The sequence below is a fragment of the Ornithinimicrobium pulveris genome, from assembly GCF_050261105.1.
GTDB lineage: Bacteria > Actinomycetota > Actinomycetes > Actinomycetales > Dermatophilaceae > Ornithinicoccus.
This window is the reverse complement of record NZ_CP189837.1, coordinates 1,648,715-1,669,209: the sequence shown is the minus strand read 5'-3', so window position 1 is coordinate 1,669,209 and position 20,495 is coordinate 1,648,715. Positions and strand designations below refer to the sequence as shown.

Sequence of the window (20,495 nt, the reverse complement as noted above, 5' to 3'; positions counted from 1 at the left end):
GGTCAGGGCGCGCCGCCGCGCGCGATCAACTCGCGCGCGAGCTGGCGGTAGGCCTCGGCGCCCGCGTGGGTGCCGGCATAGCTGGTGATCGGCTCGGCCGCCAGGGTGGCGTCCGGGAACTTCACGGTCCGGCTGATCACGGTGTGGAAGACGGTGTCCTGGAAGTGGTCGACCACGCTGCGGACGACCTCGCGCGAGTGCAGGGTGCGTCCGTCGTACATGGTGGCCAGGATCCCGTCGATCTCCAGGCGCGGGTTGAGCCGGTCGGTGATCTTCTCGATCGTCTCGATCAGCAACGCCACACCCCGCATGGCGAAGAACTCGCACTCCAGCGGGATGATGACGCCGTGCGCCGCGGTGAGCGCGTTGACGGTCAGCAGGCCCAGGGAGGGCTGGCAGTCGATGAAGATGACGTCGTAGTCGTCCAGCACCGGCCGGAGCACACGGGAGAGGATCTGCTCGCGAGCCACCTCACCCACCAGCTGCACCTCGGCGGCGGACAGGTCGATATTGGCCGGGAGGATGTCGACGCCCGCCACCCGCGTGGGCTGGATGACATCGCGCACGTCGTGACCGCGCTCGACCAGCAGGTTGTAGACCGTGACGTCCAGGTCGTTGGTGCGGATCCCGAAGCCCACCGAGAGCGCACCTTGGGGGTCGAAGTCGACCATGAGCACCTTGCGTCCGTACTCCGCCAGCGCGGCCCCGAGGTTGATGGTCGAGGTGGTCTTGCCGACGCCGCCCTTCTGGTTGCACATGGCGATGATCCGGGCCGGTCCGTGCTGGGCCAGCGGGGCGGGATCGGGGAAGTCCGGCATCGGCCGACCGGTGGGGCCATTCTGGCCCACCCCCGAGCTCTCGGTGCCGGGCAGGCGGTCGTGGGTGGCCTGTGCCTCACGGTTCACGTGTCGTTCTCCAGCCTCGCTCGGTTCACTCGTCGGCCTCCCGCCGATCAGTCCTGCTGACACTAGCCCCTCGAGGCGATCGGCAACTAGCCCATCAACCTCGACCTCAGGTTGAGGTAGGGCGTTACACCGCCGGTCGGTCGAAGAATGTCCGGCGCTCGACGGCTCGGTACGGGGCATCGGAAACGGTGGCCGACCCGGTGTCAGCTCCCGCCGCAGCTCCCACGTCGCGGCCATAGACGATGAAGTCGGCGAAGCCCAGGCTGACGCTCGACCCGTCCTTGAGGGTGCCCTCAAACCGACCACGGACGGCGACGCGGTCCTCGTCGCCGTCCACCACGAGCTCGTCGATCAGGTGCGCCCCGTCGGCGATCACCCGCTCCCCGCCGTAGAACGCCGCGAGGGCGGCACGTCCACGCATCGGTGCATACCCGGGGCGTTCGTACACGGCGTCGTGGGCGAACCAGGCAAGCACGCCCTCCACGTCCCCGGCGTCGACACGCTCGTAGTAGTGCCGGGTGCGCTCCTCGAGTTCGCGGGAGAGCTCCGTGGATCGCGGCTCGCTCATGCCATCTCCTCCCCGCGACCGGCAGCCAGCCGCTGGTCGGCGATGAGAAGCGCGGCGTCGACGGGGGTGCACCCCTGCTCGTCAGCCTCCCGCAGCACCTGGGTCACCAGGTCCCCGATGACCTCCAGGCGGGCTGCGAGCTCCTCCTCCGACCAGCCCACCTCGTGCGCGCGGACCTGGATCACGCCGCCACCATTGGCGATGAAGTCAGGGACGTAGACGATCCCCCGGTGTCCGAGCAGTCCCGCGACCTCCGGGGTATCGAGGGTGTCGTTGGCGGCGCCGCAGACGATCCGCGCCCGCACCCGGTCGACGTTCTCGGCGCGCAGCACCCGGGCGATCGCGCACGGTGCGAAGACATCGCACTCCGCCTCGCCGACCGCGCTGGGGTCGGCGACCTGGCCGCCGATCTCCCCCGCGACCGCGGCTGCCCGCTCCTGATCGACGTCGGCGACGAGGACCTCCGCCCCGTCAGCCGCGGCATACCGGGCCAGGTGGGCGCCGACGCTGCCGGTGCCCTGCACGACCACCCGGACACCCTGCATGTCGCGGTCCAGCACCTCACGCACGGCCGCGCGCATCGCGGCATACACGCCGGTCGCGGTGTAGGGACCGGGGTCGACGTCCGCGCAGTAGGCCTGTGCGCCGGCCTCCCGGATCGCCTGCATGTCCTCCAGCGTCGTCCCCATGTCGACGCCCGGGATGTAGGTACCACCCGTGCGCGCGATGAACTGGCCATAGCGGTGCATCACCCGCCGGCGCTCGTCCGAGCCGGTCGGCGGGAGCGGGCCCTGCGCGATGACGACAGACTTGCCGCCGCCATAGGGCAACCCGGCGAGCGCGTGCTTGAGCGTCATGGCCTGCGCCAGCCGCTGCGCCTCGGCGACGGCGGCCTGGGTCGAGGGGTAGGGACGCCAGCGCACGCCGCCGAAACTCGGCCCGAGCGTGGTGTTGTCGATGGCGATGACGGCCCGCAGGCCCAACTCCTCGTCGCGGCAGGTGATCACCTGCTCGGTGGCGAACAGTTCAGGATCGTGCGCGTCCGGTGCGGGCACTGCGTCGGGATGGGCGTCCTTGCTCATCCCGCCATGATGCCTGGCGGTGGTCAGCCGCGCGCCCGGGGGTGAGCCTGGGCGTAGACCTCCCGCAGGTGCTGGGTCGAGACGTGCGTATAGATCTGGGTGGTCGTTACCGAGGCGTGACCGAGGAGCTCCTGGACGACCCGCACGTCGGCGCCGCCGTCGAGCAGGTGGGTGGCGAAGGAGTGCCGGAGGGTATGCGGCGAGACGTCGCCGTGCAGGTCGGCCCGCTCGGCGGCGCTCTTGATCGCGTTCCACGCCGACTGCCGTGAGAGCCGACCTCCGCGGGCGTTGACGAAGACGGCCGGGGTCCCTCGACCACCGGCTGCCAGCGCGGGTCGGCCCCGGACCAGCCAGGCGTCGAGGGCGTCCCGTGCATAGCGACCCATGGGCACGATCCGCTCTTTGCTCCCCTTGCCGAACAGCCGCACCACTCCCCCGGTGACCTCGCCCGACGATCCGTCGTCGCGCCCGAGCTCAAGGTCGTCGAGGTCGAGGGCGATCGCCTCGCTCACGCGAGCGCCGCAGCCGTAGAGCACCTCGAGCAGCGCCCGGTCGCGCAGCGCCGCCGGGGTGTCGCCCACCGAGGCCGCCTGCAGGAGCCGGTCGACCTCGCCCACCGAGAGCGCCTTGGGCAGTCGGCGCGGCGGGGTCGGCGGCTGGACCTCCTGGCTGGGGTCGGCCTCGACCTCGCCCTCGACGGCCAGGAACCGATGGAGCCCGCGCACCGCTACCACCGCCCGCGCCGCCGAGGTCGCGGCCAGCGGGCGGTGCTCCTCGTCCCCGGACCGCAGGTGGGCGAGGAAGTCGGTGACGTGCGCCTCTCGCACCTGTTTCGGATCCCGTATGCCGTGTCCCGCCAGGTGGGTCAGGTACCGGTCGGTGTCGCGCCGGTAGGCACGCAGCGTGTGCTCGGACCGGCCGCGCTCCACCCGGAGGTGGTCGAGCCAACCGTCCCGTGCACGCTCCAGCGGGCTCCGCCGGACCGGCGGGCTGGGGCTGGCGGGATCGCTCACACCGGCATCCTGACACTGCCTCCGTCCTCCTGCTGGCACGGGCGCGCGGGGGTGATCGCCGGATCCGCTCGGGTGTGGGGCTAGGGGATGGGCTCGCGGGACGCCCGGAAGAGGACGATGAGGAACCAGATCGCCAGGACGAGGGTGACGATCACCAGGACGATGGCGATGGCGCCGACGAGGGAGGCGAAGGCCATCGCGTTGTCCTCGATCGTGGCCCCGTCCAGCTGGGTCACGGCGATCGACAACAGCCAGCCCAGCAAGGTGACACCGGGCAGTGCCCAGCGCAGGGTGCGCGCCGGGCCGACGACGCGCTGCTCCCGCGAGAGCGCGATGAGGGCTGTGCAGATCCCGAAGGCCACGACCATCTGGGCGATCGACTCGACCGAGCTGGTGAAGGGGTTCTCGACGACGGTTGTCGTGGTGGACGTCACCGAGCCCGCACCCTGGGTGAACGTCTCGGTCCGACGCAGCACCGCGCCTGCGATGGAGGCCAGCAACCCGACGACCGCCGCCCAGCGGGCGTGTCCGAACCACGGGTGCACGTCGGCGACCCGGCTGAGACCGAGCACCACGAGCAGGTAGCCGACCGGGTCGAAGAGCAGGTCGAAGGACCCGAGATTGAGGTCGACGGCCACGACGAGGATCCCGATCGCCACCAGCTTCAGGGAGTTCACGTCCGCATCATGTCGCCGAGCTGACAGATGTTGCCGACACCATGCCGGGAGGCTCAACTCGGTCGGCTGCGTCAGACTTCCCGCATGCGTTGGTATGCAGATGCCCCGTGGCGGCGCACCCGCCAGATCGTCGCGGATCTCTCGGTAGTGGCGTGGGTGGTGCTCTGGGTCCTGATCGGGCGCTGGGTCTTCGCGCTCGTCAGCACCCTGGCCGCTCCCGCTGATCCGCTGCGCGGGGCTGGCTCCTCGCTGCGGGACCGGATGAGCGATGTCGCCGGGACGGTCGGCCGGGTGCCGCTGGTCGGGGACGAGCTGACCACGCCCTTCTCGGGCGCGGCGGGTGTGGGCACCGACCTGATCACGGCCGGTGACCGCCTGGAGTCCTCGGTGCGCACGGTGGCCTGGGTCGTCTCGCTGCTCTCGGCCGGCACCCCGATCCTGCTCGTGGTCCTGGCCTGGGGCCTGGCCCGCTGGCTCTGGATTCGCCGGGCGGGGCGCCTGGGGCGGGAGGTCGAGGACCCGGAGAGCCAGGAGCTGTTGGCGCTGCGTGCGCTGGTGCGCCAGGACGTCCGCCGACTGCAGCGGGTCCATGCCGATCCCGTCGCGGCCTTCCGGTCCGGGGACCCCGCCGCCTTGCGGGCGCTGGCCGATCTCGAGCTCGCGGAGGTCGGTCTGCGCAGCCGCCCGGGCCGAGGAACCCCGCAGGAGTGACCGATCCTCGTGTGGCGTGCGCCGGCCGCATCGGCCGGGAGCCCGCTCAGGGACCGTGGCGATCCCGCAGCACCCGTTCCACGTCGGCCAGCCCCAACCCCCGGGAGCGCAGCAGCACCATCAGGTGGAAGACGAGATCTGCAGCCTCCCCGACCAGTGCCTCCTCATCCTGGGCCACCGCGGCCAGGGCGGTCTCCACGCCTTCCTCACCGACCTTCTGAGCGGCTCGACGCAGCCCACCCTCGAAAAGTGAGGCGGTGTAGGAACCCGTGGGCCGATCCACCTCGCGGCGGCGCACCACCTCATCGAGCAGGTGGAGGAAGGACCCGGGGAGGGCATCAGGACCGAAGCAGGTCTGGTCGCCGGTGTGGCAGGTCGGGCCCTCGGGCAGACAGTGCAGCACGAGCGTGTCCCGATCGCAGTCGACCTCCACCGCACCCACGATGAGCGTGTTCCCGCTGGACTCACCCTTGACCCACTGCTCCTGACGGCTGCGCGACCAGAACGTGGCCATGCCGGTCTCCAGGGTCGAGCGCAGCGCCGGCTCATCGAGGAAGCCCACCATCAGCACCTGGCCGCTGAGCGCGTGCTGCACCACCCCGGGCACGAGCCCGTCGCCTCGGCTGAAGTCCACGTCGTCGACGTCCAGCCCGAGCGGGAGCAGCGGCAACGGCAAGCGGTCAGCGTTCATGCCGCGGCCTCCTCGACCTCACGCACGACGACCCCGGCCTGGGCCAGGGATCGCTTCAGGCCAGGGATCGGGATCGACCCGTCGTGGAAGACCGTCGCGGCCAACGCGCCGTCCACGTCCGCCTTTCGGAAGACCTCGACGAAGTGCTCCACGGCACCCGCGCCACCGCTGGCCACCAGCGGGACTCGACAGAGTGAGCGCACCGCGCGAAGCTGCTCCACGTCATACCCTTCCCGGACTCCGTCGGAGCCCATGCAGTTGAGCACGATCTCCCCCGCGCCGAGGTCCTGGACCCGCTGCACCCAGTCGACCGTGGTGACCTCCAGCGACCGGGTGGCGTCGGGGTCGCCGGTCAGCTGGCGGATCCGCCAGTGGCCGTCGCCGTCGCGCAGCGAGTCCACACCGACCACGACGCACTGGACGCCGAAGGCCTCGGCCAGTTCACTCACCAGCTCCGGACGCTGGGTCGCGGGGGTGTTGATCGAGATCTTGTCGGCGCCGGCATGGAGCACCCGTCGCGCGGTGTCCACGGAGCGGATCCCGCCCGCCACGCAGAACGGGATGTCGATCTCGCGGGCGACCCTGGTGACCCAGTCGACCTCGACGTCCCGGCCCTGCGGGCTGGCGGTGATGTCGTAGAAGACCAGTTCATCGGCACCCTCGCGGGCATAGCGCCTCGCCAGGTCGACGATGTCGCCCATGTCTCGGTGGTCGCGGAAGCGGGTGCCCTTGACCACCCGCCCGTCCCGGACGTCCAGGCAGGGGATGATCCGGCGAGCAAGCGTCATGCCAGCTCCTCCTGCACCGCGTCGGCGACCGTCAGGCGGCCCTCGAGCAGCGCCTTGCCCAGAATGATCCCCGCGCATCCGGTGCGCCGGGCCGCCCGGACATCGTCAACCGACCGCGCCCCGCCGGAGGCCTGCACCTCCAGCGTCGGCGAGGAGCGGGTGAGCATGGTGTAGAGGTGGAAGTTGGGCCCCGAGAGCGTCCCGTCCCGACCGATGTCGGTGCACAGCACGTGCTTGAGCCCCGACCCGTTGTAGCGGTGCAGCGTAGTGATCAGGTCCTCCCCCCCGACCGAGGTCCACCCAGCCGTCGGCAGCACCCAGGTGCCGTCGGGTCCGATCCGGGTGTCCAGCGCCACCGTGATGCGTTCGGGGCCGAAGCGCTCCAGCCACCCCACCACGGTGTCCGGCTCCTGGACCGCGATCGAGCCGACGACCACCCGGCTGGCCCCTGCCTCGAGCAGCCGCTCGACGTCCTCAGCAGTCCGCACTCCCCCGCCGGTCTGGATCATCAGTCCGGTGTTCTCAGCGATCCTGCCGAGCATGTCCAGCAGGGTGTAGCCACCACTGCGGGCGGCGTCAAGGTCGACGAGGTGCAGCCAGGCCGCGCCGGAGCGCGCGTAGTTCTCGGCCACGGCCACCGGGTTGTCGGTGTAGCGGGTCTCCTGGTCGTAATCGCCCTTGAGCAGCCGCACGACGGCGCCGTCCCGCACGTCGATGGCCGGGTAGACGGTGAAGCCGCTGGTGGTGCTCACTGAACTCTCTCCGGTCGGGATCATCGGGTGGATCGTCATGGTTCCACCCGCTGGATAAAGTTTCGCAGAAGACGTGCGCCCACGTCGGCCGAGCGTTCCGGGTGGAACTGGGCGCCCCACCGCAGACCGTCCCGCACGACAGCGCTCCACGGGGCGCCGTGCGTGGTGGAGGCGATCGTGTGCGGGCCGGGCGGGGCGGCGTAGGAGTGCACGAAGTAGGCACGCTCCCCAGGTGAGATCCCGTCGAGCAAAGGGTCCTCGGCCAGGTCGACGAGGGCGTTCCAGCCCATGTGGGGCACCCGGAGGGCGGCCGAGGCCGGTATGGCGCGTACCTCACCGGGGATGAGGCCCAGGGTCTGGACCCCGCCGTCTTCCTCAGAGCGGTCCAGGAGCAGCTGCATGCCGAGGCAGACACCGAGCAGGGGCGCCTGGACCTGCGTGAGGACCTCGTCCAGGCCCAGCTCGCGAAGCCGCCGCATGCCGGCAGCCGCTGCGCCGACACCGGGCAGGATCACCCGGTCGGCGGCCAGGATGTCGCCCGGGTCGGTGGTCAGCCGGGCGGTGGCACCGAGTCGCTCCAAGGCATAGGAGACCGAGCCGATGTTGGTGCCGCCACCGTCGACCAAAGCGACCCGGGTGGCAGCGCGCCCACCACTCACAGCACGCCCTTGGTCGAGGGCAGCTCGTTGGCGTCGCCCTGCCGGGAGATCGCCATCCGCAGCGCCCGGGCGACGGCCTTGAAGCCGACCTCGATCTGGTGGTGGGCGTTGGCCCCTTCCACCTTCAGGTGCAGGGTGCAGCGCAGGGCGTCGGAGAAGGACCGCCAGAAGTGCTCGACCATCTCGGTGCTGAAGTCGCCCACGGTGGGGCGCTCGAAGCTGCCCTCGTAGCGGAAGTAGGGGCGCCCGGACAGGTCGATGGCGGCGCTGGCCTGTGCCTCGTCCATGGGGGCGGTGAACCCGTAGCGACCGATGCCGCGCCGATCTCCCAGTGCCTCGTCCAGGGCGGTGCCGATCGCCAGGGCCACGTCCTCGATGGTGTGGTGGTCATCGATGTGCAGGTCACCCTCGCAACGCACCCTCAGCGCGAAGCCGCCGTGCTTGGCCAGCTGGTCGAGCATGTGGTCGTAGAAGCCGATGCCCGTGCTGGCCGTCGCCCCGCCCGTGGCGTCCAGGTCGACGTCCACGCTGATCCGGGTCTCGGCGGTGTTGCGCTCGACGTGGGCCACGCGGGGGCGCTGCACCACGACGTGCGCGATCTGCGGCCAGGCGGTAGTCGGCTCCTCGTTCTCCAGACCCTCAGCGGCCGGGAGCAGGTAGGTGGTGATCCCGAGGTTGTCGCCGAACTCCTTGTCGGTCAGCCGGTCCCCCACCATGAAGGAGCGGGACCAGTCCACGCCCTTGTCCTTGAGCAGGTGGACGACGCGGCCGATGCCCGGCTTGCGGGTCCAGGGCGCATCGGGGCCGCCGTGGTGCTCGTCGATGATCACCTCGCGAAAGCGGATGCCCTGGCTGGTCAGGATCTGCATGACCAGCCCGTGGGCGGCATCGAAGTCCTCCTGCGGAAAGGACTCGGTGCCCAACCCGTCCTGGTTGGTCACCATCACCAGGTCGAAGCCGGCGTCCTGGATGCGTAGCAGGGCGGGGATGACGCCGTCCACGAAGGCCACCTTGTCCAGGCGGTCGACCTGGTAGCCCTCGGGTTCGTGGATGATCGTGCCGTCGCGGTCGACGAAGCAGATGGGGCGGGTGCTCATGAGAGCTCCTCTCCGGACGTGGGGCGGGACGATGTTGGGGCTGGGGACGCGGTAGCCGACGGCGATGCGGGAAACGAGTCGAGGGCGCGCTCGAGCGCGGCCATCTCCAGGGTGCTGCCGATGGTGATCCGCAGGGCGTCGGGCAGGCCCGGCAGGTGGCGCATGTCCCGCACGATGATCCCGGCCCCGACGAGCCTGGCGAGCAGTCCGTCCGGGTCGTCGCAGCGCAGGAGGAGGAAGTTGGCCTCGCTGGCGTAGACGGCGCGCACACCGTCCAGGTCGCGCAGGCGGCGACCCACCTGGTCGCGTAGGCGCAGGGTCTCCATCACCCGCCGCCCGGTCGCGCGCAGCGCGGGTTGGCCCAGCGCCTCGAGCGCCGCGGTGGTCACGGGCACCGGCAGGGGGTATGGCGCTTGCACCCTCCGCAGCACCCGCGCCAGGTCGGGGTGCGCCAGGGCGAGGCCCACCCGCAGGCCGGCGAGGGCGTGCGCCTTGGACAGGGTCCGCAGCACGACCAGGGTCGGGTGCTCCTCCAGCAGGGTGACGGCCGAGCGTTGGGCGGCGAACTCCCCGTAGGCCTCATCGACCACCACGACGGCCTGGTCCTTGAGCGCCTCGGTGAGGTCGGCGATCTCCCGCAAGGGCACGACGGCACCGGTCGGGTTGCCCGGTGAGGCGAGGAAGACGAGCCGGGCCCCGTTCGCCAGCGCTGCGTCGCGCACGCCTGCGACGTCCACCCGCCAGGTGAGCTCGTCATCCACCTGGGGCACGTCGACGACCGGCACGCCGTGGAGGCGGGCGGACACGGCATACATGCCGAAGGTCGGGGAGGTGACGACCACGCCGTCGCCGCCGGGGCGGCAGAGCGAGCGGACGAGCAGCTCGATCATCTCGTCGCTGCCGCGACCGACCACGACCCGGTCCGGGGTGGTCGCCCACAGGTCCGCGAAGGCCTCGACGAGGGCGGAGGGCTGCGGGTCGGGGTAGCGGCGGGTGAGCCCGTCCGGGTCGATGTCGCTGGCGACGCCGGACTCGTTGGCGTTCAGCCAGATCCGGGCGGGGGCAGCGACCGCGCTGGTGCGGGCCGAGGAGTAGCCCGTGAAGTCGACAAGGTCGGGGCGCAGCAACTCGGTGGGGAACGGACCGGGGTCGGGGCGGGTCACCGGTCGACCTCGGAGCGCCGCGCGGCCTGCAGGCCCTCGCGCCGCCAGCTCGCTATCCGGTCCAGCCGGCGGGTGACGGCGCGCTGGTGGGCGTGGAGCTGCTCAGCCTCGGACAGCACGACGGCGCACGGGCCCACCGCTTCCAGGCCAGCCGGCGTGGCCTGCTGGACGGTCATCGCGATCTGGAAGGCGGAGACGTTCACGCCACCGGTGAAGCGCGCTGCGCCGGCGGTGGGCAGCACGTGGTTGGTGCCCGAGCAGTAGTCGCCGAGGGTCTCCGGCGTCATACCGCCCAGGAAGACCGATCCGGCGCGCTCGACGTCAGCCAGCAGCTCGCGCGGCTCGCTCACCGACAGGATCAGGTGCTCGGGTGCGTAGTCGTTCGCGACCTCGACGGCGCTGGCGAGGCTGTCCGTCACGATCAACCGGCTGGCGGCCAGCGCCTTGCGGGCGGTGTCCGCTCTGGGCAGGCTGGCCACCTGCTTCTCGACCTGCGCTGCCACGGCCTCGGCGAGGTCGCGGCTGTCGGTCACCAGGATGACCTGGGAGTCGGGGCCGTGCTCGGCCTGGCTGAGCAGATCGGCCGCGACGAACTCCGCGTCGGCTCGGGCATCGGCGATCACCATCACCTCGGACGGGCCGGCCGGCATGTCGATCCCCGGACCCCCCTCGGCGGTGGACACCTGCCGCTTGGCCTCGGTGACCCAGGCATTGCCCGGACCGAAGAGCTTGTCGCAGGCCGGGACGGTCTCGGTGCCGTAGGCCATCGCCGCGATCGCCTGGGCGCCCCCGAGCAGCAGGATCCGCTCGATGCCGCATTCTGCGGCCGCGGCCAGGACGGCGGGATCGGCGGTCCCGTCGGGGCGCGGCGGCGTGCAGAGCACCACCTCGGGGCACCCGGCCAACTGGGCCGGTACCCCGAGCATGAGCGCGGTGGACGGCAGCGGCGCGGAGCCGGCGGGCACATAGAGCCCCACCCGACGGATCGGTCGCACCACCCGCTCGCAGACCACCCCGGGTGCGGTCTCCACGGAGTAGCCCGTCTGCATACCGGCCTCGTGGAAGGTCTGGATGCGGCCGGCCGCCTCGCGGATCGCGGCGAGCAGCTCGGGCTGCAGGTCGGCGACGGCGGCGTCGCGGGCGGCCACCCCGACCTCGAGATCGGTCAGGTCGGCCCCGTCCAGCCGACTGGTCAACGCGCGCAGCGCCGCGTCTCCCCCGGTGCGCACCTGCTCCAGAATCGCGGCGACACCAGCGGTGACCTCCGCGCCAGCAGCAGCGGTCGCGCGTCGGAGAGTGTCCGCGCGGGCCTGCTCGTCCAGCTGTGCCCAGGTGAGGATGTTCATGCCAGCATCCCTTCGACGGGCAGCACCATGAGGTTGTGGGCGCCGACGCGCTTGAGGTCCTCGAGCTTGGCCCAGGACACCGAGCCGTGGACGAGCATCTGGATCGCGACCTCGTCGCGGCCCTCGACGCCCATCAGCGTGGGCTCGTGACCACCGGGCAGCAGCGACAGGACGTCGCCGAGCCGAGAGCGTTCGGCACGCAGCATGAGCAGGCGCGCCTCCTTGAGCTGGACCGCACCGTCCAACCGCCGCAGGAGCAGGTCGGCGATCTCCTGACGTCCGTCGTCCAGGTGCGCGTCCGGTCCGGCGATCACCGCCTCGCTGTGCAGGATCGTGGTGACCGGCTTGAGCAGGTTGGCACGCAACGTGCCGCCGGTGGAGACCAGATCACAGACCACGTCGGCCTGCCCCAGACGGGGCGCGATCTCGACCGACCCGTTGAGCACGACCGGCTCCGCCTCGACGCCCTGCTCGGCCAACCAGCGGCCGAGGGTCAACGGGTAGGAGGTCGCTATCCGCAGCCCTGCCAACTGCTCCGGGCCCGACCACTGCTCGTCCTCTCCGATCGCCAGATCCAGCCGGCAGGTGCCCCACCCCAGCTGGCGCCACTCCACGAGCGGGCGGTTCTTGCCCTGGGCGGCCAGCGCCAGCCCGTGCTCGACCAGCACGTTGCGGCCGACGATGCCGAGGTCGCACACGCCGTCGGCGATCAACCCCGGGATGTCGTCATCACGCACCAGGAGCAGGTCGACCGGCAGGCTCTCGCCGTAGCAGAACAACTTGTCGCGGCTCTCGCGCCAGGTCAGTCCGCAGGAGGCGAGCAGCTCGCGGGCCGGCTCGCCGAGGCGGCCGGACTTCTGGAGCGCCACGCGCAGGCGATCGCGCGGCTGGGCAGGCGGGGTCATCTCGACCTTTCCGATGATGAGGAGGTATGCGGTGTGCGCACGCGGGTGGGATCGTGGCACCTGTGGGTGCTGGGTGGGTGAGGGTACGAAGCGCTGGCTGGCAGCGCAGATCTCAGGAGGCCGGTGCTGCGTCCGAGCCCTCGACCGGGTGATGTCGCAGCGCCGCCCGATAGCCCCCCGCTCCCCCGTCCAGGCAGCGAGCGATGCGCCCGACTGTCGTCACGCTGACTCCGGTGACCTCGTGCACCCGGCGATACGGCATACCGGCATCGAGCAGCGGCACCACGGACCAGCGGTCGGCCATCGCCTCGATCTCGGCGGGGGTGCACAGATCCTCGAGGAAGGCGTCGACCTCGGCAGGGTCGTCGAGGGCGGCGAGCACCGCGACCAGCCCGTCACGCACCTGCGAGGTGCGGGCCCCCGCGCCGCCTTGACGGTCTTTCATCACCTGCTCCGTTCCTCGATCGGTGTCGTAACGAGATAGCACGCTAACACAGCAGTACAGCGCCCCACGGTCCGGGCTCTCGTCGTACGATCCCCACGACGCCACACTCCGACGAGGGAGATCACCTCCCCTGGTCGGCCGGGCGAGCGGCAAGACCCAGCGCCGGAGAGGACAGCGAGCAGGACCAGGAATCCCCTGTCCCTGCTGGACCGCCACCACACCATCGCGCCATTGACCTACAACCGGTGGTTGATCCCGCCCGCCGCGCTGTGCATCCACCTGTGCATCGGGCAGGCCTACGCCACCAGCGTCTACAAGACCTCCCTGGTCGCGCACTTCGACACCAGCCTCACGGCGATCGGCGTGATCTTCTCCATCGCCATCGTGATGCTGGGCCTGAGTGCGGCCCTTCTCGGCACCTGGGTGGACAAGCACGGGCCGCGCAAGGCGATGTTCGTCTCGACGCTCTGCTGGGTCTCCGGCTTCCGGGTCGGAGCAGCGGGGATCGCCACGGGGCAGCTGTGGCTGGTCTATCTGGGCTATGGCTTCATCGGCGGGATCGGGCTGGGCATCGGCTACATCTCCCCGGTGTCCACCCTGATCAAGTGGTTCCCCGACCGTCCTGGCCTGGCGACCGGGATGGCGATCATGGGCTTCGGCGGTGGGGCGATGGTCGCGGCTCCGCTGTCCCGGCAGCTGATGTCGTTCTACGACCCGTCCTACGATCCCGGCGACCCCGCGTCGCTGGCCAGCGGGCACGCGCTGGCGATGCTCTTCCTCACCCTGGCGGCCATCTATCTGGTGGTGATGACGGTGGGCGTCACCAATGTCCGCGTCCCCGCGCCGGGGTGGCGGCCCGCGGGCTTCGACCCGTCCAGCGCGACCAAGAAGGCCTTGGTCAGCGAGAACGACGTCTCGGCCAAGAACGCGATCCGGACGACGCAGTTCTGGCTGCTGTGGATCGTGCTGTTCTGCAACGTCACCGCCGGGATCGGCATCCTGGAGCAGGCGGCGCCGATGATCCAGGACTTCTTCCGCGGGGAGGACGGGGTCTCCACCGTGGCTGCCGCGGCCGCCGGTGGCTTCGTCGGGCTGCTCTCGCTCTTCAACATGCTCGGCCGCTTCGGCTGGTCGAGCCTGTCCGATGTGATCGGCCGCCAGCGGATCTACCTGCTCTACCTGGGCGTGGGCCTCGTCCTGTACTTCCTGCTCGCCGCCTTCGGCCAGACCTCCACCGCCCTGTTCGTGCTGCTCGCCGTCGTGATCATCTCCTTCTACGGCGGTGGGTTCGCGACCATCCCGGCCTACCTGCGTGACCTCTTCGGCACCTTCCAGGTGGGCGCCATCCATGGCCGACTGCTCACCGCCTGGGCCGCCGCCGGGATCGCCGGGCCGCTGATCATCAACGGCTTCCTCGACGCGCGCGGCACCCCAGGGCAGCTCACCGCCTCGGACTACCGACCGGCGCTCTTCACCATGGTCGGGATCCTCGTCCTGGGCCTGATCGCGAACCTGCTGGTGCGCCCGGTGTCGGATCGCTTCCACGAGCCCGCCCACGCCCCGACCACCACCGGCGACAGCTTCACCGCCGGCGAGGGCGAGGGGACGCAGGCCCACGGCGGCCGGCTGCGGGTCCTCCTCTCCTGGGGCCTGGCGCTCGGGCTCCTGGGGTATGGCGTGATCCTCACCCTGATCACCGCCGTGCGGCTGTTCACCCACTGAGGACCGCTGCCCGGGACTACTGCTCGCCCCCACTGCCACCTGCGGTGCATCCGGTGCCTGTCGGGGACGGAGACAGGGCCACACCTAGACTGGCCGACCATGCGCCCTCGCCTCCTCCTGCCCTCCCTCGCCGCTGCCTCCGCCCTGACCCTGTCGGCGTGCGGCAGCAACGGTTCGTCGATGTTCGGCTCCGAGCCGACGACCGAGGGCGGCGCCCCGGCGGGCCAGACAGCGGGATCGCCCGAGACCGGCACCGATGCGACCGGGTCGGCCGCGGAAGGCGCCCTCGAGTGCGAGGAGCCCCCGGCGCCCCCCTCGCAGCCGCAGTCCTTCACCCAGGACGACCTGCCGGACCCGAAGTCCGGTGACCCGGCGACCCTCACCGCGACGGTGGAGACCAACTGCGGCGACATCGTGCTGGAGCTGGACGCTGCCAACGCCCCGCAGACGGTCGCCTCCTTCGAGTTCCTCGCCGACGAGGGCTACTGGGACGCCAGCACCTGTCACCGGCTCACCACCGCAGGCCTGTTCGTGCTGCAGTGTGGCGACCCGACCGGAACGGGTCGCGGCAACCCCGGCTACGGCTATGGCATCGAGAACGCACCCGCGGACGGCAACTACCCGCCCGGAAGTCTGGCCATGGCCCGCACCCAGGACCCGAACTCCAATGGCGGTCAGTTCTTCATCGTCTACGAGGACTCCATGTTGCCCACCCAGGGTGGCGGTTACAGCATCTTCGGCCAGGTCACCGAGGGCCTGGACATCGTGCAGGCGATTGCCGAGCAGGGTGTCGAGGGTGGCGGTGGTGACGGCGCCCCCACGCAGCCGATCAGCATCCTGTCCATCGACATCGACGGCTGATCCGGGCAACTCGTCCCGCGACACGCCCGGGCCGCACCTCAGGCTCACACCAGCGGCTGGGCCAACTCCACCTTCAGCGCCGAGACCACCTCGGCGAAGGGCACGGTGAACTGGTCCTGGCGACGCAGGTCCTTGATCGTCACGGCCTGGTCCGCGACCTCCTGGGCGCCGAGGAGGGCGACGAAGCGGATGCCGGCCCGATCGGCATACCGGAGCTGCTTGCCCAGCTTGCCGCCGTCGAGCACCGCCTCGGTGTTGATCCCGCCAGAGCGCAGGTGCGAGGCCAGCGCCAGCTGCTCATCGAGCAGCGCCGCGTCCACCTGAGGCACGAGCACCTGGACGGTCGACTCCCCCGTCGACTCGGTGAGCAGCCCCGCCTCGCGCAACTGCCAGAACAGACGCGAGAGACCGATCGAGATGCCGACGCCAGGCAGACGGGACTTGGTGTACTGCCCCGCCAGGTTGTCATAGCGCCCGCCCGAGCAGATCGACCCGATCTCGGGGTGCTCATCCAGCGTCGTCTCGTAGACGGTGCCGGTGTAGTAGTCCAGGCCACGCGCGATCGAGAAGTTGAGGCAGTAGTCGGATTCCGGCACGCCCATCGCCCGCACCAGGGTCAGCACCTCGCGCAACTCGGCCGCCCCCTGCGCCAGCGCCTCGCTGCCGGTCGAGGCGGCCTCCACGTCGGAGAGCTTCGACAGGGCATCGTGGTGGCCGTTCGAGCGCGTCTGCACGAAGCGCAGGATGGCCTCCACCACGTCCTCGCTCAGCCCGAAGCCCTCCCCGGTGAGCGTCTCTCGCAGGTAGTCCGGCCCGCGCTTGTCTAGCTTGTCGACCTCTCGCAGCACCGCCGCCTGCTGGTCCGCGTCGATGATGCCCAGGTCCTCGTAGAACCCGCGCAGCAGCTTGCGGTTGTTGATCTGGATGGTGAACGGACCGATCGCGAGGTCGGTGAAGATCCCGTGGATGATCGCGGGGCACTCCGCATCGTGGCGGACCGACAACTCGTCCTTGCCGATGATGTCGACATCGCACTGGTAGAACTCGCGGAACCGCCCGCGCTGCGGCCGCTCGCCCCGGTAGACCTGCTGCATCTGGTAGCGCCGGAAGGGGAAGGTCAGCTGGTGCTCGTGCTCGGCCACGTAGCGCGCCAGCGGCACGGTGAGGTCGAAGCGCAGCGCCAGGTCCGGGTATGCCGCAGCATCACCGCCCCCGTCCTCGCCACCCGTTCCGTGGCCAGCTGATGCCTGGGCAGCGGCCGCCTCGCGCCCCTTCTCCAGGGCGCCGGTGGACTGCACGAAGTAGACCTGCCGCTCGGTCTCGCCACCGGTCTTGGTCAGCAGCACATCCGAGCGCTCGAAGACAGGGGTCTGGACGGGCAGGAAGCCGAAGCGCTCATAGCCGCTGCGGATCGCGTCCAGCATCCGCTGGAAGGCCACCTGGTCGGGCGGCAGCAGCTCAAGGACTCCGGAGGGCGTGCGGGGCGTGATCACGCAGTCGAGTCTAAAGACCCTGCAGCCACGGGTTCGCCACCCGCTCCCGGGCCATCGTGGTGGCGGGACCGTGCCCGGGCAGGACGAGCGTGGAGTCCGCCAGCGGGAGGACCACATCCCGCAGGCTGCGCTGCATCGCGGCAGGGTCGCCACCGGGCAGGTCGGTCCGCCCGATCGACCCGGCGAAGAGCACGTCACCGGAGAGCACCGTGCGGTCCAGGTCCAGCGCCGGAATGCCGTCGGGCAGCCCCTCCAGGCTGAAGAGCACCGACCCCTCCGTGTGACCCGGGGCGTGCGTGATCGCGAGCTGCATGCCGGCGAGTTCGAGCTGCTGGTGCCCGGTGACCTCGACCACGTCCTCCGGCTCCTTCCAGGTGGCGGACCGGCCGAACTGCTGCTCCATCGCCAGCCTCAGCTCCGGCCCGAGGCTGGCCATCGGGTCCACGAGGCGATAGCGGTCGTCGGTGTGGATGTAGGCCGCGGTCGTGCCCGCACACACGGGTGTCACCGAATACACATGATCCAGATGCCCGTGGGTGAGGAGCACCGCCGCAGGTCGCAGCCGGTGCTCGCGCAGCAGTTCCTGCACCCTCGAGGTCACCCCGATGCCCGGATCGACGATCACGCATTCCTCGCCGCGCTCCGGCGCGACGACATAGCAATTGGTGCCAAAGGCGTCGGCCACGATGCTGCGCACGAACATGGGCCGAGCCTATAGAGGAGGCGTTGGGTAGGCTCGGTGTGTTCATGTGCACTCGTCGAGGCGACCCCGATGGTCGCGCTCGCGGTCGAGAGAGGCCAACCCGTCGTGTCCGAGCAGACTCCCAAGCCCGTCCCCACCCCGCCCTCGCCGGCGATCTTCGCCGGGCGCAAGCCTGCGGCGCCCAAGCCCGCAGCCCCGGCAGGAGGCACCGGGTCGGGCACCGGCACCGGCGGCTCGACCGACGCGCCGGCCCCCTCCGCTCCCCCGGTCACGCCCACCGACCCCAGCGAGTCGATGAAGCACGGCCGGGTCGGCGAGGACGGCACCGTCTTCGTGATCGCGGCCGACGGCACCGAGCGCGAGGTGGGCTCCTATCCCGACGCCACGCCCGAGGAGGCGCTGGCCTACTTCGCCCGCAAGTACGACGAGCTCGCCGCCAGCGCGGACCTGCTCGCCCAGCGCGTCGCGCACACCGACGTCTCCACCCATGACGCCCGGCAGTCGTTGGCCCACCTCAAGGAGCAGATCGGCGAGGCCCATGTCGTCGGCGACATCGCCGCCCTCGAAAGCACTGTCTCCTCCCTGGAGGAGACCATCTCCGCCCGCTCCGAGGTCGAGGCTCAGCAGCGCGCCGCAGCCAAGGCCGAGGCCGCCACCCAGCGCGAGACCCTGGTCGCCGAGGCGGAGACTCTGGCCGCTACCGACCCCGCCAAGATGCAGTGGAAGCAGTCCAGCGCTCGCGTGCGCGAGCTGCTCGATGAGTGGAAGGCCCATCAGCGCTCCGGCCCGCGCCTGGACAAGGACGTCGAGAACGCGCTGTGGAAGCGGTTCAGCCACGCTCGGACCAGCTTCGACAAGTCCCGCAAGACCTGGTTCGCCCGGCTGGACGAGGAGCACGGCGAGGCCAAGGCCACCAAGGAGAAGTTGGTCAAGGAGGCCGAGGCTCTCTCCGGCAGCACCGATTGGGGCGCCACCGCTGGCGCCTTCAAGCGCCTCATGCAGGACTGGAAGCGCGCTGGTCGCGCCTCCCGCGCCGACGACGACGCCCTCTGGCAGCGCTTCAAGGCCGCTCAGGACTCCTTCTTCAACGCCAAGGACGAGGTGGTCGCCGCCGAGGAGGCCGAGTTCACCGAGAACCTGAAGGTCAAGGAAGAGCTGCTGGTCCGCGCCGAGGCCCTGGAGATCAGCGAGGCCAACCTGGACTCCGCCAAGGCCGAGCTGCGCAAGATCCAGGAGCAGTGGGACGAGGCCGGCAAGGTCCCGCGCAACGACATCCGCCGGGTCGAGGGCCGCCTGCGCGCTGTCGAGCAGCAGGTCCGCGACCTGGAGGACAAGCAGTGGAAGCGCTCGGACCCCGAGCTCAACGCGCGAGCCCAGTCGATGGTCGACCAGCTGGAGCGTCAGGTGCAGGGCCTCGAGGCCGACCTCGCTGCGGCGCAGGCGGCCGGCGATGACAGGAAGGCCACCAGCCTCGAGTCCGAGCTCGCCACCAAGAAGCTCTGGCTGGACTCGGCCCGGGGCAACCTGTCCTGATGGCTGACGGACACGACGACCGCTCGCGGCACGCCGACGACGCCCTCGGCGCGCTGGCCACCCAGGTCACCGAGGTGGCCGACGGCCTGTGCGCCTACCTGGACGCCTCCCCCTCCCCGTTCCACGCCGTGGACGAGGCTGCGGGGCTGCTGCGCGACGCCGGCTTCCTCGAGGTCGAGGAGACCGACCCCACGCCCACCGAGCCCGGCCGGTATGTCGTGCGCCGAGGCGGCTCCCTCCTCGCCTGGTCGACCGAGCACCTGGGTGAAGGCGTTGCCCGGGCCGCGCACACGCCATACCGGATCGTGGGGGCCCACACCGACTCCCCCAACCTGCGGATCAAGCCGCAGCCGGACTGGAACCGGGCCGGCTGGCAGCTGCTCGGCGTGGAAGTCTACGGCGGCGCCCTGACCAACTCGTGGCTCGACCGCGATCTGGGTCTCTCCGGCAGGGTCGCCGTCCGCGACGGCGCCGCTCCGGGCGGTGTCGGCTGGCGCCTGTGGCGGGTCGACGAGCCGGTGCTGCGCGTCTCTCAGCTGGCCATCCACCTGGACCGCACCGTCCGCTCCGAGGGTCTGAAGCTCAACGACCAGGCCCACCTCGCCCCGCACTGGGGGCTGGGCGTGGAGCGGCGCAGCTTCCGCGACTGGCTGGCCGATCAGGTCGGCGTGGCCGCCGACGATCTGCTCGGCTACGACGCGATGACCCACGACCTCACCCCCGCGCGCCGGATCGGCAGCCAGGGTGAGCTGATCGCCTCGGCCCGCCTGGACAACCTCGCCACCTCCTACGCCTCGGTGCGCGCGCTCCTGCACGCGGTGGAGCACCCGGGCGACGAGCCTGCCGTCCCGATGATCGTGCTCTTCGACCACGAGGAGGTCGGCAGCACCTCCGAGCGCGGTGCGCAGTCCACCTTCCTGCCCGCCTGGCTCGAGCGCATCGTGCTCGCCGCCGGCGGCACCCGGGAGGACTACTGGCGGGCGCTGGCCGGCACCGTGATCGCCTCCGGCGACATGGCGCACGCGACGCACCCCAACTATCCCGAGCGGCACGAGCCCGAGCACCCGATCCTGATGAACGGCGGGCCGGTGCTCAAGGTCAACACCAACCTACGTTACGCCACCGACTCGCTCGGGGCGGCCGCCTTCGCGCTCGCCTGCGAGCGGGCCGGGGTGCCGATGCAGACCTTCGTCACCCGCTCGGACCTGCCCTGCGGCTCCACGGTCGGCCCGATGACCTCGGCGTTGACCGGTGCGACCACGGTCGACTTCGGCGCGCCCGTGCTCTCGATGCACTCCACCCGCGAGATCTGTGGCACGGTCGACCAGGCCGGGTATGCCGCGACGCTCGCAGCCTTCCTCACCCCCTGACCGCTGCGGCC

The 20,495-nt window shown here is 71.0% G+C and carries 21 protein-coding genes; 5 read left to right on the top strand and 16 right to left on the bottom strand.

Features of this window, described 5'->3' with window-relative positions:
- Positions 1-2: 2 nt before the first annotated feature.
- The 5 genes from ACQBAT_RS07695 to ACQBAT_RS07675 form a co-directional block, all read right to left on the bottom strand.
- Positions 3-818 carry a ParA family protein gene (locus tag ACQBAT_RS07695; protein ID WP_420748386.1) on the bottom strand — a complete coding sequence of 272 codons (816 nt, stop codon included), beginning with the start codon at positions 816-818 and terminating at the stop codon, positions 3-5.
- 211 nt (positions 819-1,029) lie between these two features.
- Positions 1,030-1,473, bottom strand: a complete 444-nt coding sequence (locus ACQBAT_RS07690; RefSeq protein WP_420748339.1) for a nuclear transport factor 2 family protein — start codon at positions 1,471-1,473, stop codon at positions 1,030-1,032.
- A complete protein-coding gene (locus ACQBAT_RS07685) occupies positions 1,470-2,555 on the bottom strand; it encodes a Glu/Leu/Phe/Val family dehydrogenase (protein WP_420748340.1) in 1,086 nt (361 codons plus the stop codon). Before ACQBAT_RS07685 ends, ACQBAT_RS07690 begins: the two co-directional genes overlap by 4 nt.
- 23 nt (positions 2,556-2,578) lie before the next feature.
- The gene (xerD, locus tag ACQBAT_RS07680; RefSeq protein ID WP_420748341.1) at positions 2,579-3,568 is read right to left on the bottom strand and encodes a site-specific tyrosine recombinase XerD; all 990 of its coding nucleotides are present in this window, start codon (positions 3,566-3,568) and stop codon (positions 2,579-2,581) included.
- Between the two features lie 80 nt (positions 3,569-3,648).
- On the bottom strand, positions 3,649-4,245 hold the full coding sequence (locus ACQBAT_RS07675; protein ID WP_420748342.1) for a hypothetical protein: 597 nt from the start codon (positions 4,243-4,245) through the stop codon (positions 3,649-3,651).
- An 84-nt stretch (positions 4,246-4,329) separates the two neighbouring features.
- Here ACQBAT_RS07675 and ACQBAT_RS07670 point away from each other — a divergent pair, with 84 nt between their 5' ends.
- Complete coding sequence (locus ACQBAT_RS07670) at positions 4,330-4,956, top strand: hypothetical protein (RefSeq protein ID WP_420748343.1); 627 nt, start codon at positions 4,330-4,332, stop codon at positions 4,954-4,956.
- 46 nt (positions 4,957-5,002) lie between these two features.
- Here ACQBAT_RS07670 and hisIE read toward each other — a convergent pair whose 3' ends face one another.
- From hisIE to ACQBAT_RS07625, 9 genes are all read right to left on the bottom strand, one after another.
- On the bottom strand, positions 5,003-5,647 hold the full coding sequence (gene hisIE, locus ACQBAT_RS07665; protein ID WP_420748344.1) for a bifunctional phosphoribosyl-AMP cyclohydrolase/phosphoribosyl-ATP diphosphatase HisIE: 645 nt from the start codon (positions 5,645-5,647) through the stop codon (positions 5,003-5,005).
- Entirely contained in the window at positions 5,644-6,435 is a 792-nt protein-coding gene (gene hisF, locus ACQBAT_RS07660) for an imidazole glycerol phosphate synthase subunit HisF (RefSeq protein ID WP_420748345.1), read from the bottom strand. The genes hisIE and hisF overlap by 4 nt, the downstream gene beginning before the upstream one ends.
- Positions 6,432-7,226: a 1-(5-phosphoribosyl)-5-[(5-phosphoribosylamino)methylideneamino]imidazole-4-carboxamide isomerase gene (gene hisA / locus ACQBAT_RS07655; protein WP_420748346.1), complete on the bottom strand. Its 795-nt coding sequence runs from the start codon at positions 7,224-7,226 to the stop codon at positions 6,432-6,434. The genes hisF and hisA overlap by 4 nt, the downstream gene beginning before the upstream one ends.
- Positions 7,223-7,846, bottom strand: coding sequence for an imidazole glycerol phosphate synthase subunit HisH (gene hisH, locus ACQBAT_RS07650; RefSeq protein WP_420748347.1), 624 nt, complete (start codon positions 7,844-7,846; stop codon positions 7,223-7,225). Before hisH ends, hisA begins: the two co-directional genes overlap by 4 nt.
- Positions 7,843-8,943: a bifunctional histidinol-phosphatase/imidazoleglycerol-phosphate dehydratase HisB gene (gene hisB, locus ACQBAT_RS07645; RefSeq protein WP_420748348.1), complete on the bottom strand. Its 1,101-nt coding sequence runs from the start codon at positions 8,941-8,943 to the stop codon at positions 7,843-7,845. The genes hisH and hisB overlap by 4 nt, the downstream gene beginning before the upstream one ends.
- Positions 8,940-10,106: a histidinol-phosphate transaminase gene (gene hisC / locus ACQBAT_RS07640; protein ID WP_420748349.1), complete on the bottom strand. Its 1,167-nt coding sequence runs from the start codon at positions 10,104-10,106 to the stop codon at positions 8,940-8,942. Before hisC ends, hisB begins: the two co-directional genes overlap by 4 nt.
- A complete protein-coding gene (gene hisD / locus ACQBAT_RS07635; RefSeq protein ID WP_420748350.1) occupies positions 10,103-11,452 on the bottom strand; it encodes a histidinol dehydrogenase in 1,350 nt (449 codons plus the stop codon). Before hisD ends, hisC begins: the two co-directional genes overlap by 4 nt.
- Entirely contained in the window at positions 11,449-12,357 is a 909-nt protein-coding gene (gene hisG, locus ACQBAT_RS07630) for an ATP phosphoribosyltransferase (RefSeq protein ID WP_420748351.1), read from the bottom strand. Before hisG ends, hisD begins: the two co-directional genes overlap by 4 nt.
- Before the next feature lie 112 nt (positions 12,358-12,469).
- Positions 12,470-12,802 (bottom strand): YerC/YecD family TrpR-related protein, encoded by a 333-nt coding sequence (locus tag ACQBAT_RS07625; RefSeq protein WP_420748352.1) that lies wholly within the window; start codon positions 12,800-12,802, stop codon positions 12,470-12,472.
- Positions 12,803-12,997: 195 nt separating this feature from the next.
- On the opposite strand from ACQBAT_RS07625, the gene ACQBAT_RS07620 reads away from it, so the two are divergent.
- Positions 12,998-14,524 carry an OFA family MFS transporter gene (locus ACQBAT_RS07620; RefSeq protein ID WP_420748387.1) on the top strand — a complete coding sequence of 509 codons (1,527 nt, stop codon included), beginning with the start codon at positions 12,998-13,000 and terminating at the stop codon, positions 14,522-14,524.
- 99 nt (positions 14,525-14,623) lie between these two features.
- Positions 14,624-15,385: a peptidylprolyl isomerase gene (locus tag ACQBAT_RS07615; protein WP_420748353.1), complete on the top strand. Its 762-nt coding sequence runs from the start codon at positions 14,624-14,626 to the stop codon at positions 15,383-15,385.
- A gap of 44 nt (positions 15,386-15,429) precedes the next feature.
- Here ACQBAT_RS07615 and hisS read toward each other — a convergent pair whose 3' ends face one another.
- A complete protein-coding gene (hisS, locus tag ACQBAT_RS07610; RefSeq protein ID WP_420748354.1) occupies positions 15,430-16,878 on the bottom strand; it encodes a histidine--tRNA ligase in 1,449 nt (482 codons plus the stop codon).
- Positions 16,879-16,888: 10 nt separating this feature from the next.
- Entirely contained in the window at positions 16,889-17,581 is a 693-nt protein-coding gene (locus tag ACQBAT_RS07605) for an MBL fold metallo-hydrolase (protein WP_420748355.1), read from the bottom strand.
- Positions 17,582-17,686: 105 nt separating this feature from the next.
- Between ACQBAT_RS07605 and ACQBAT_RS07600 the strand changes: the two genes are divergently transcribed.
- Both ACQBAT_RS07600 and ACQBAT_RS07595 read left to right on the top strand, forming a co-directional pair.
- Positions 17,687-19,114, top strand: a complete 1,428-nt coding sequence (locus tag ACQBAT_RS07600) for a DUF349 domain-containing protein (RefSeq protein ID WP_420748356.1) — start codon at positions 17,687-17,689, stop codon at positions 19,112-19,114.
- Positions 19,114-20,484, top strand: coding sequence for a M18 family aminopeptidase (locus ACQBAT_RS07595; protein ID WP_420748357.1), 1,371 nt, complete (start codon positions 19,114-19,116; stop codon positions 20,482-20,484). The genes ACQBAT_RS07600 and ACQBAT_RS07595 overlap by 1 nt, the downstream gene beginning before the upstream one ends.
- Positions 20,485-20,495 lie beyond the last annotated feature (11 nt).

Coding starts and splice junctions, on each gene's coding strand:
- ACQBAT_RS07695 (WP_420748386.1), bottom strand. CDS start 818: ATGCCGGACTTCCCCGATCCCGCCCCGCTGGCCCAGCACGGACCGGCC.
- ACQBAT_RS07690 (WP_420748339.1), bottom strand. CDS start 1,473: ATGAGCGAGCCGCGATCCACGGAGCTCTCCCGCGAACTCGAGGAGCGC.
- ACQBAT_RS07685 (WP_420748340.1), bottom strand. CDS start 2,555: ATGAGCAAGGACGCCCATCCCGACGCAGTGCCCGCACCGGACGCGCAC.
- ACQBAT_RS07670 (WP_420748343.1), top strand. CDS start 4,330: ATGCGTTGGTATGCAGATGCCCCGTGGCGGCGCACCCGCCAGATCGTC.
- hisIE (WP_420748344.1), bottom strand. CDS start 5,647: ATGAACGCTGACCGCTTGCCGTTGCCGCTGCTCCCGCTCGGGCTGGAC.
- hisF (WP_420748345.1), bottom strand. CDS start 6,435: ATGACGCTTGCTCGCCGGATCATCCCCTGCCTGGACGTCCGGGACGGG.
- hisA (WP_420748346.1), bottom strand. CDS start 7,226: ATGACGATCCACCCGATGATCCCGACCGGAGAGAGTTCAGTGAGCACC.
- hisB (WP_420748348.1), bottom strand. CDS start 8,943: ATGAGCACCCGCCCCATCTGCTTCGTCGACCGCGACGGCACGATCATC.
- hisD (WP_420748350.1), bottom strand. CDS start 11,452: ATGAACATCCTCACCTGGGCACAGCTGGACGAGCAGGCCCGCGCGGAC.
- hisG (WP_420748351.1), bottom strand. CDS start 12,357: ATGACCCCGCCTGCCCAGCCGCGCGATCGCCTGCGCGTGGCGCTCCAG.
- ACQBAT_RS07625 (WP_420748352.1), bottom strand. CDS start 12,802: ATGAAAGACCGTCAAGGCGGCGCGGGGGCCCGCACCTCGCAGGTGCGT.
- ACQBAT_RS07615 (WP_420748353.1), top strand. CDS start 14,624: ATGCGCCCTCGCCTCCTCCTGCCCTCCCTCGCCGCTGCCTCCGCCCTG.
- ACQBAT_RS07605 (WP_420748355.1), bottom strand. CDS start 17,581: ATGTTCGTGCGCAGCATCGTGGCCGACGCCTTTGGCACCAATTGCTAT.
- ACQBAT_RS07595 (WP_420748357.1), top strand. CDS start 19,114: ATGGCTGACGGACACGACGACCGCTCGCGGCACGCCGACGACGCCCTC.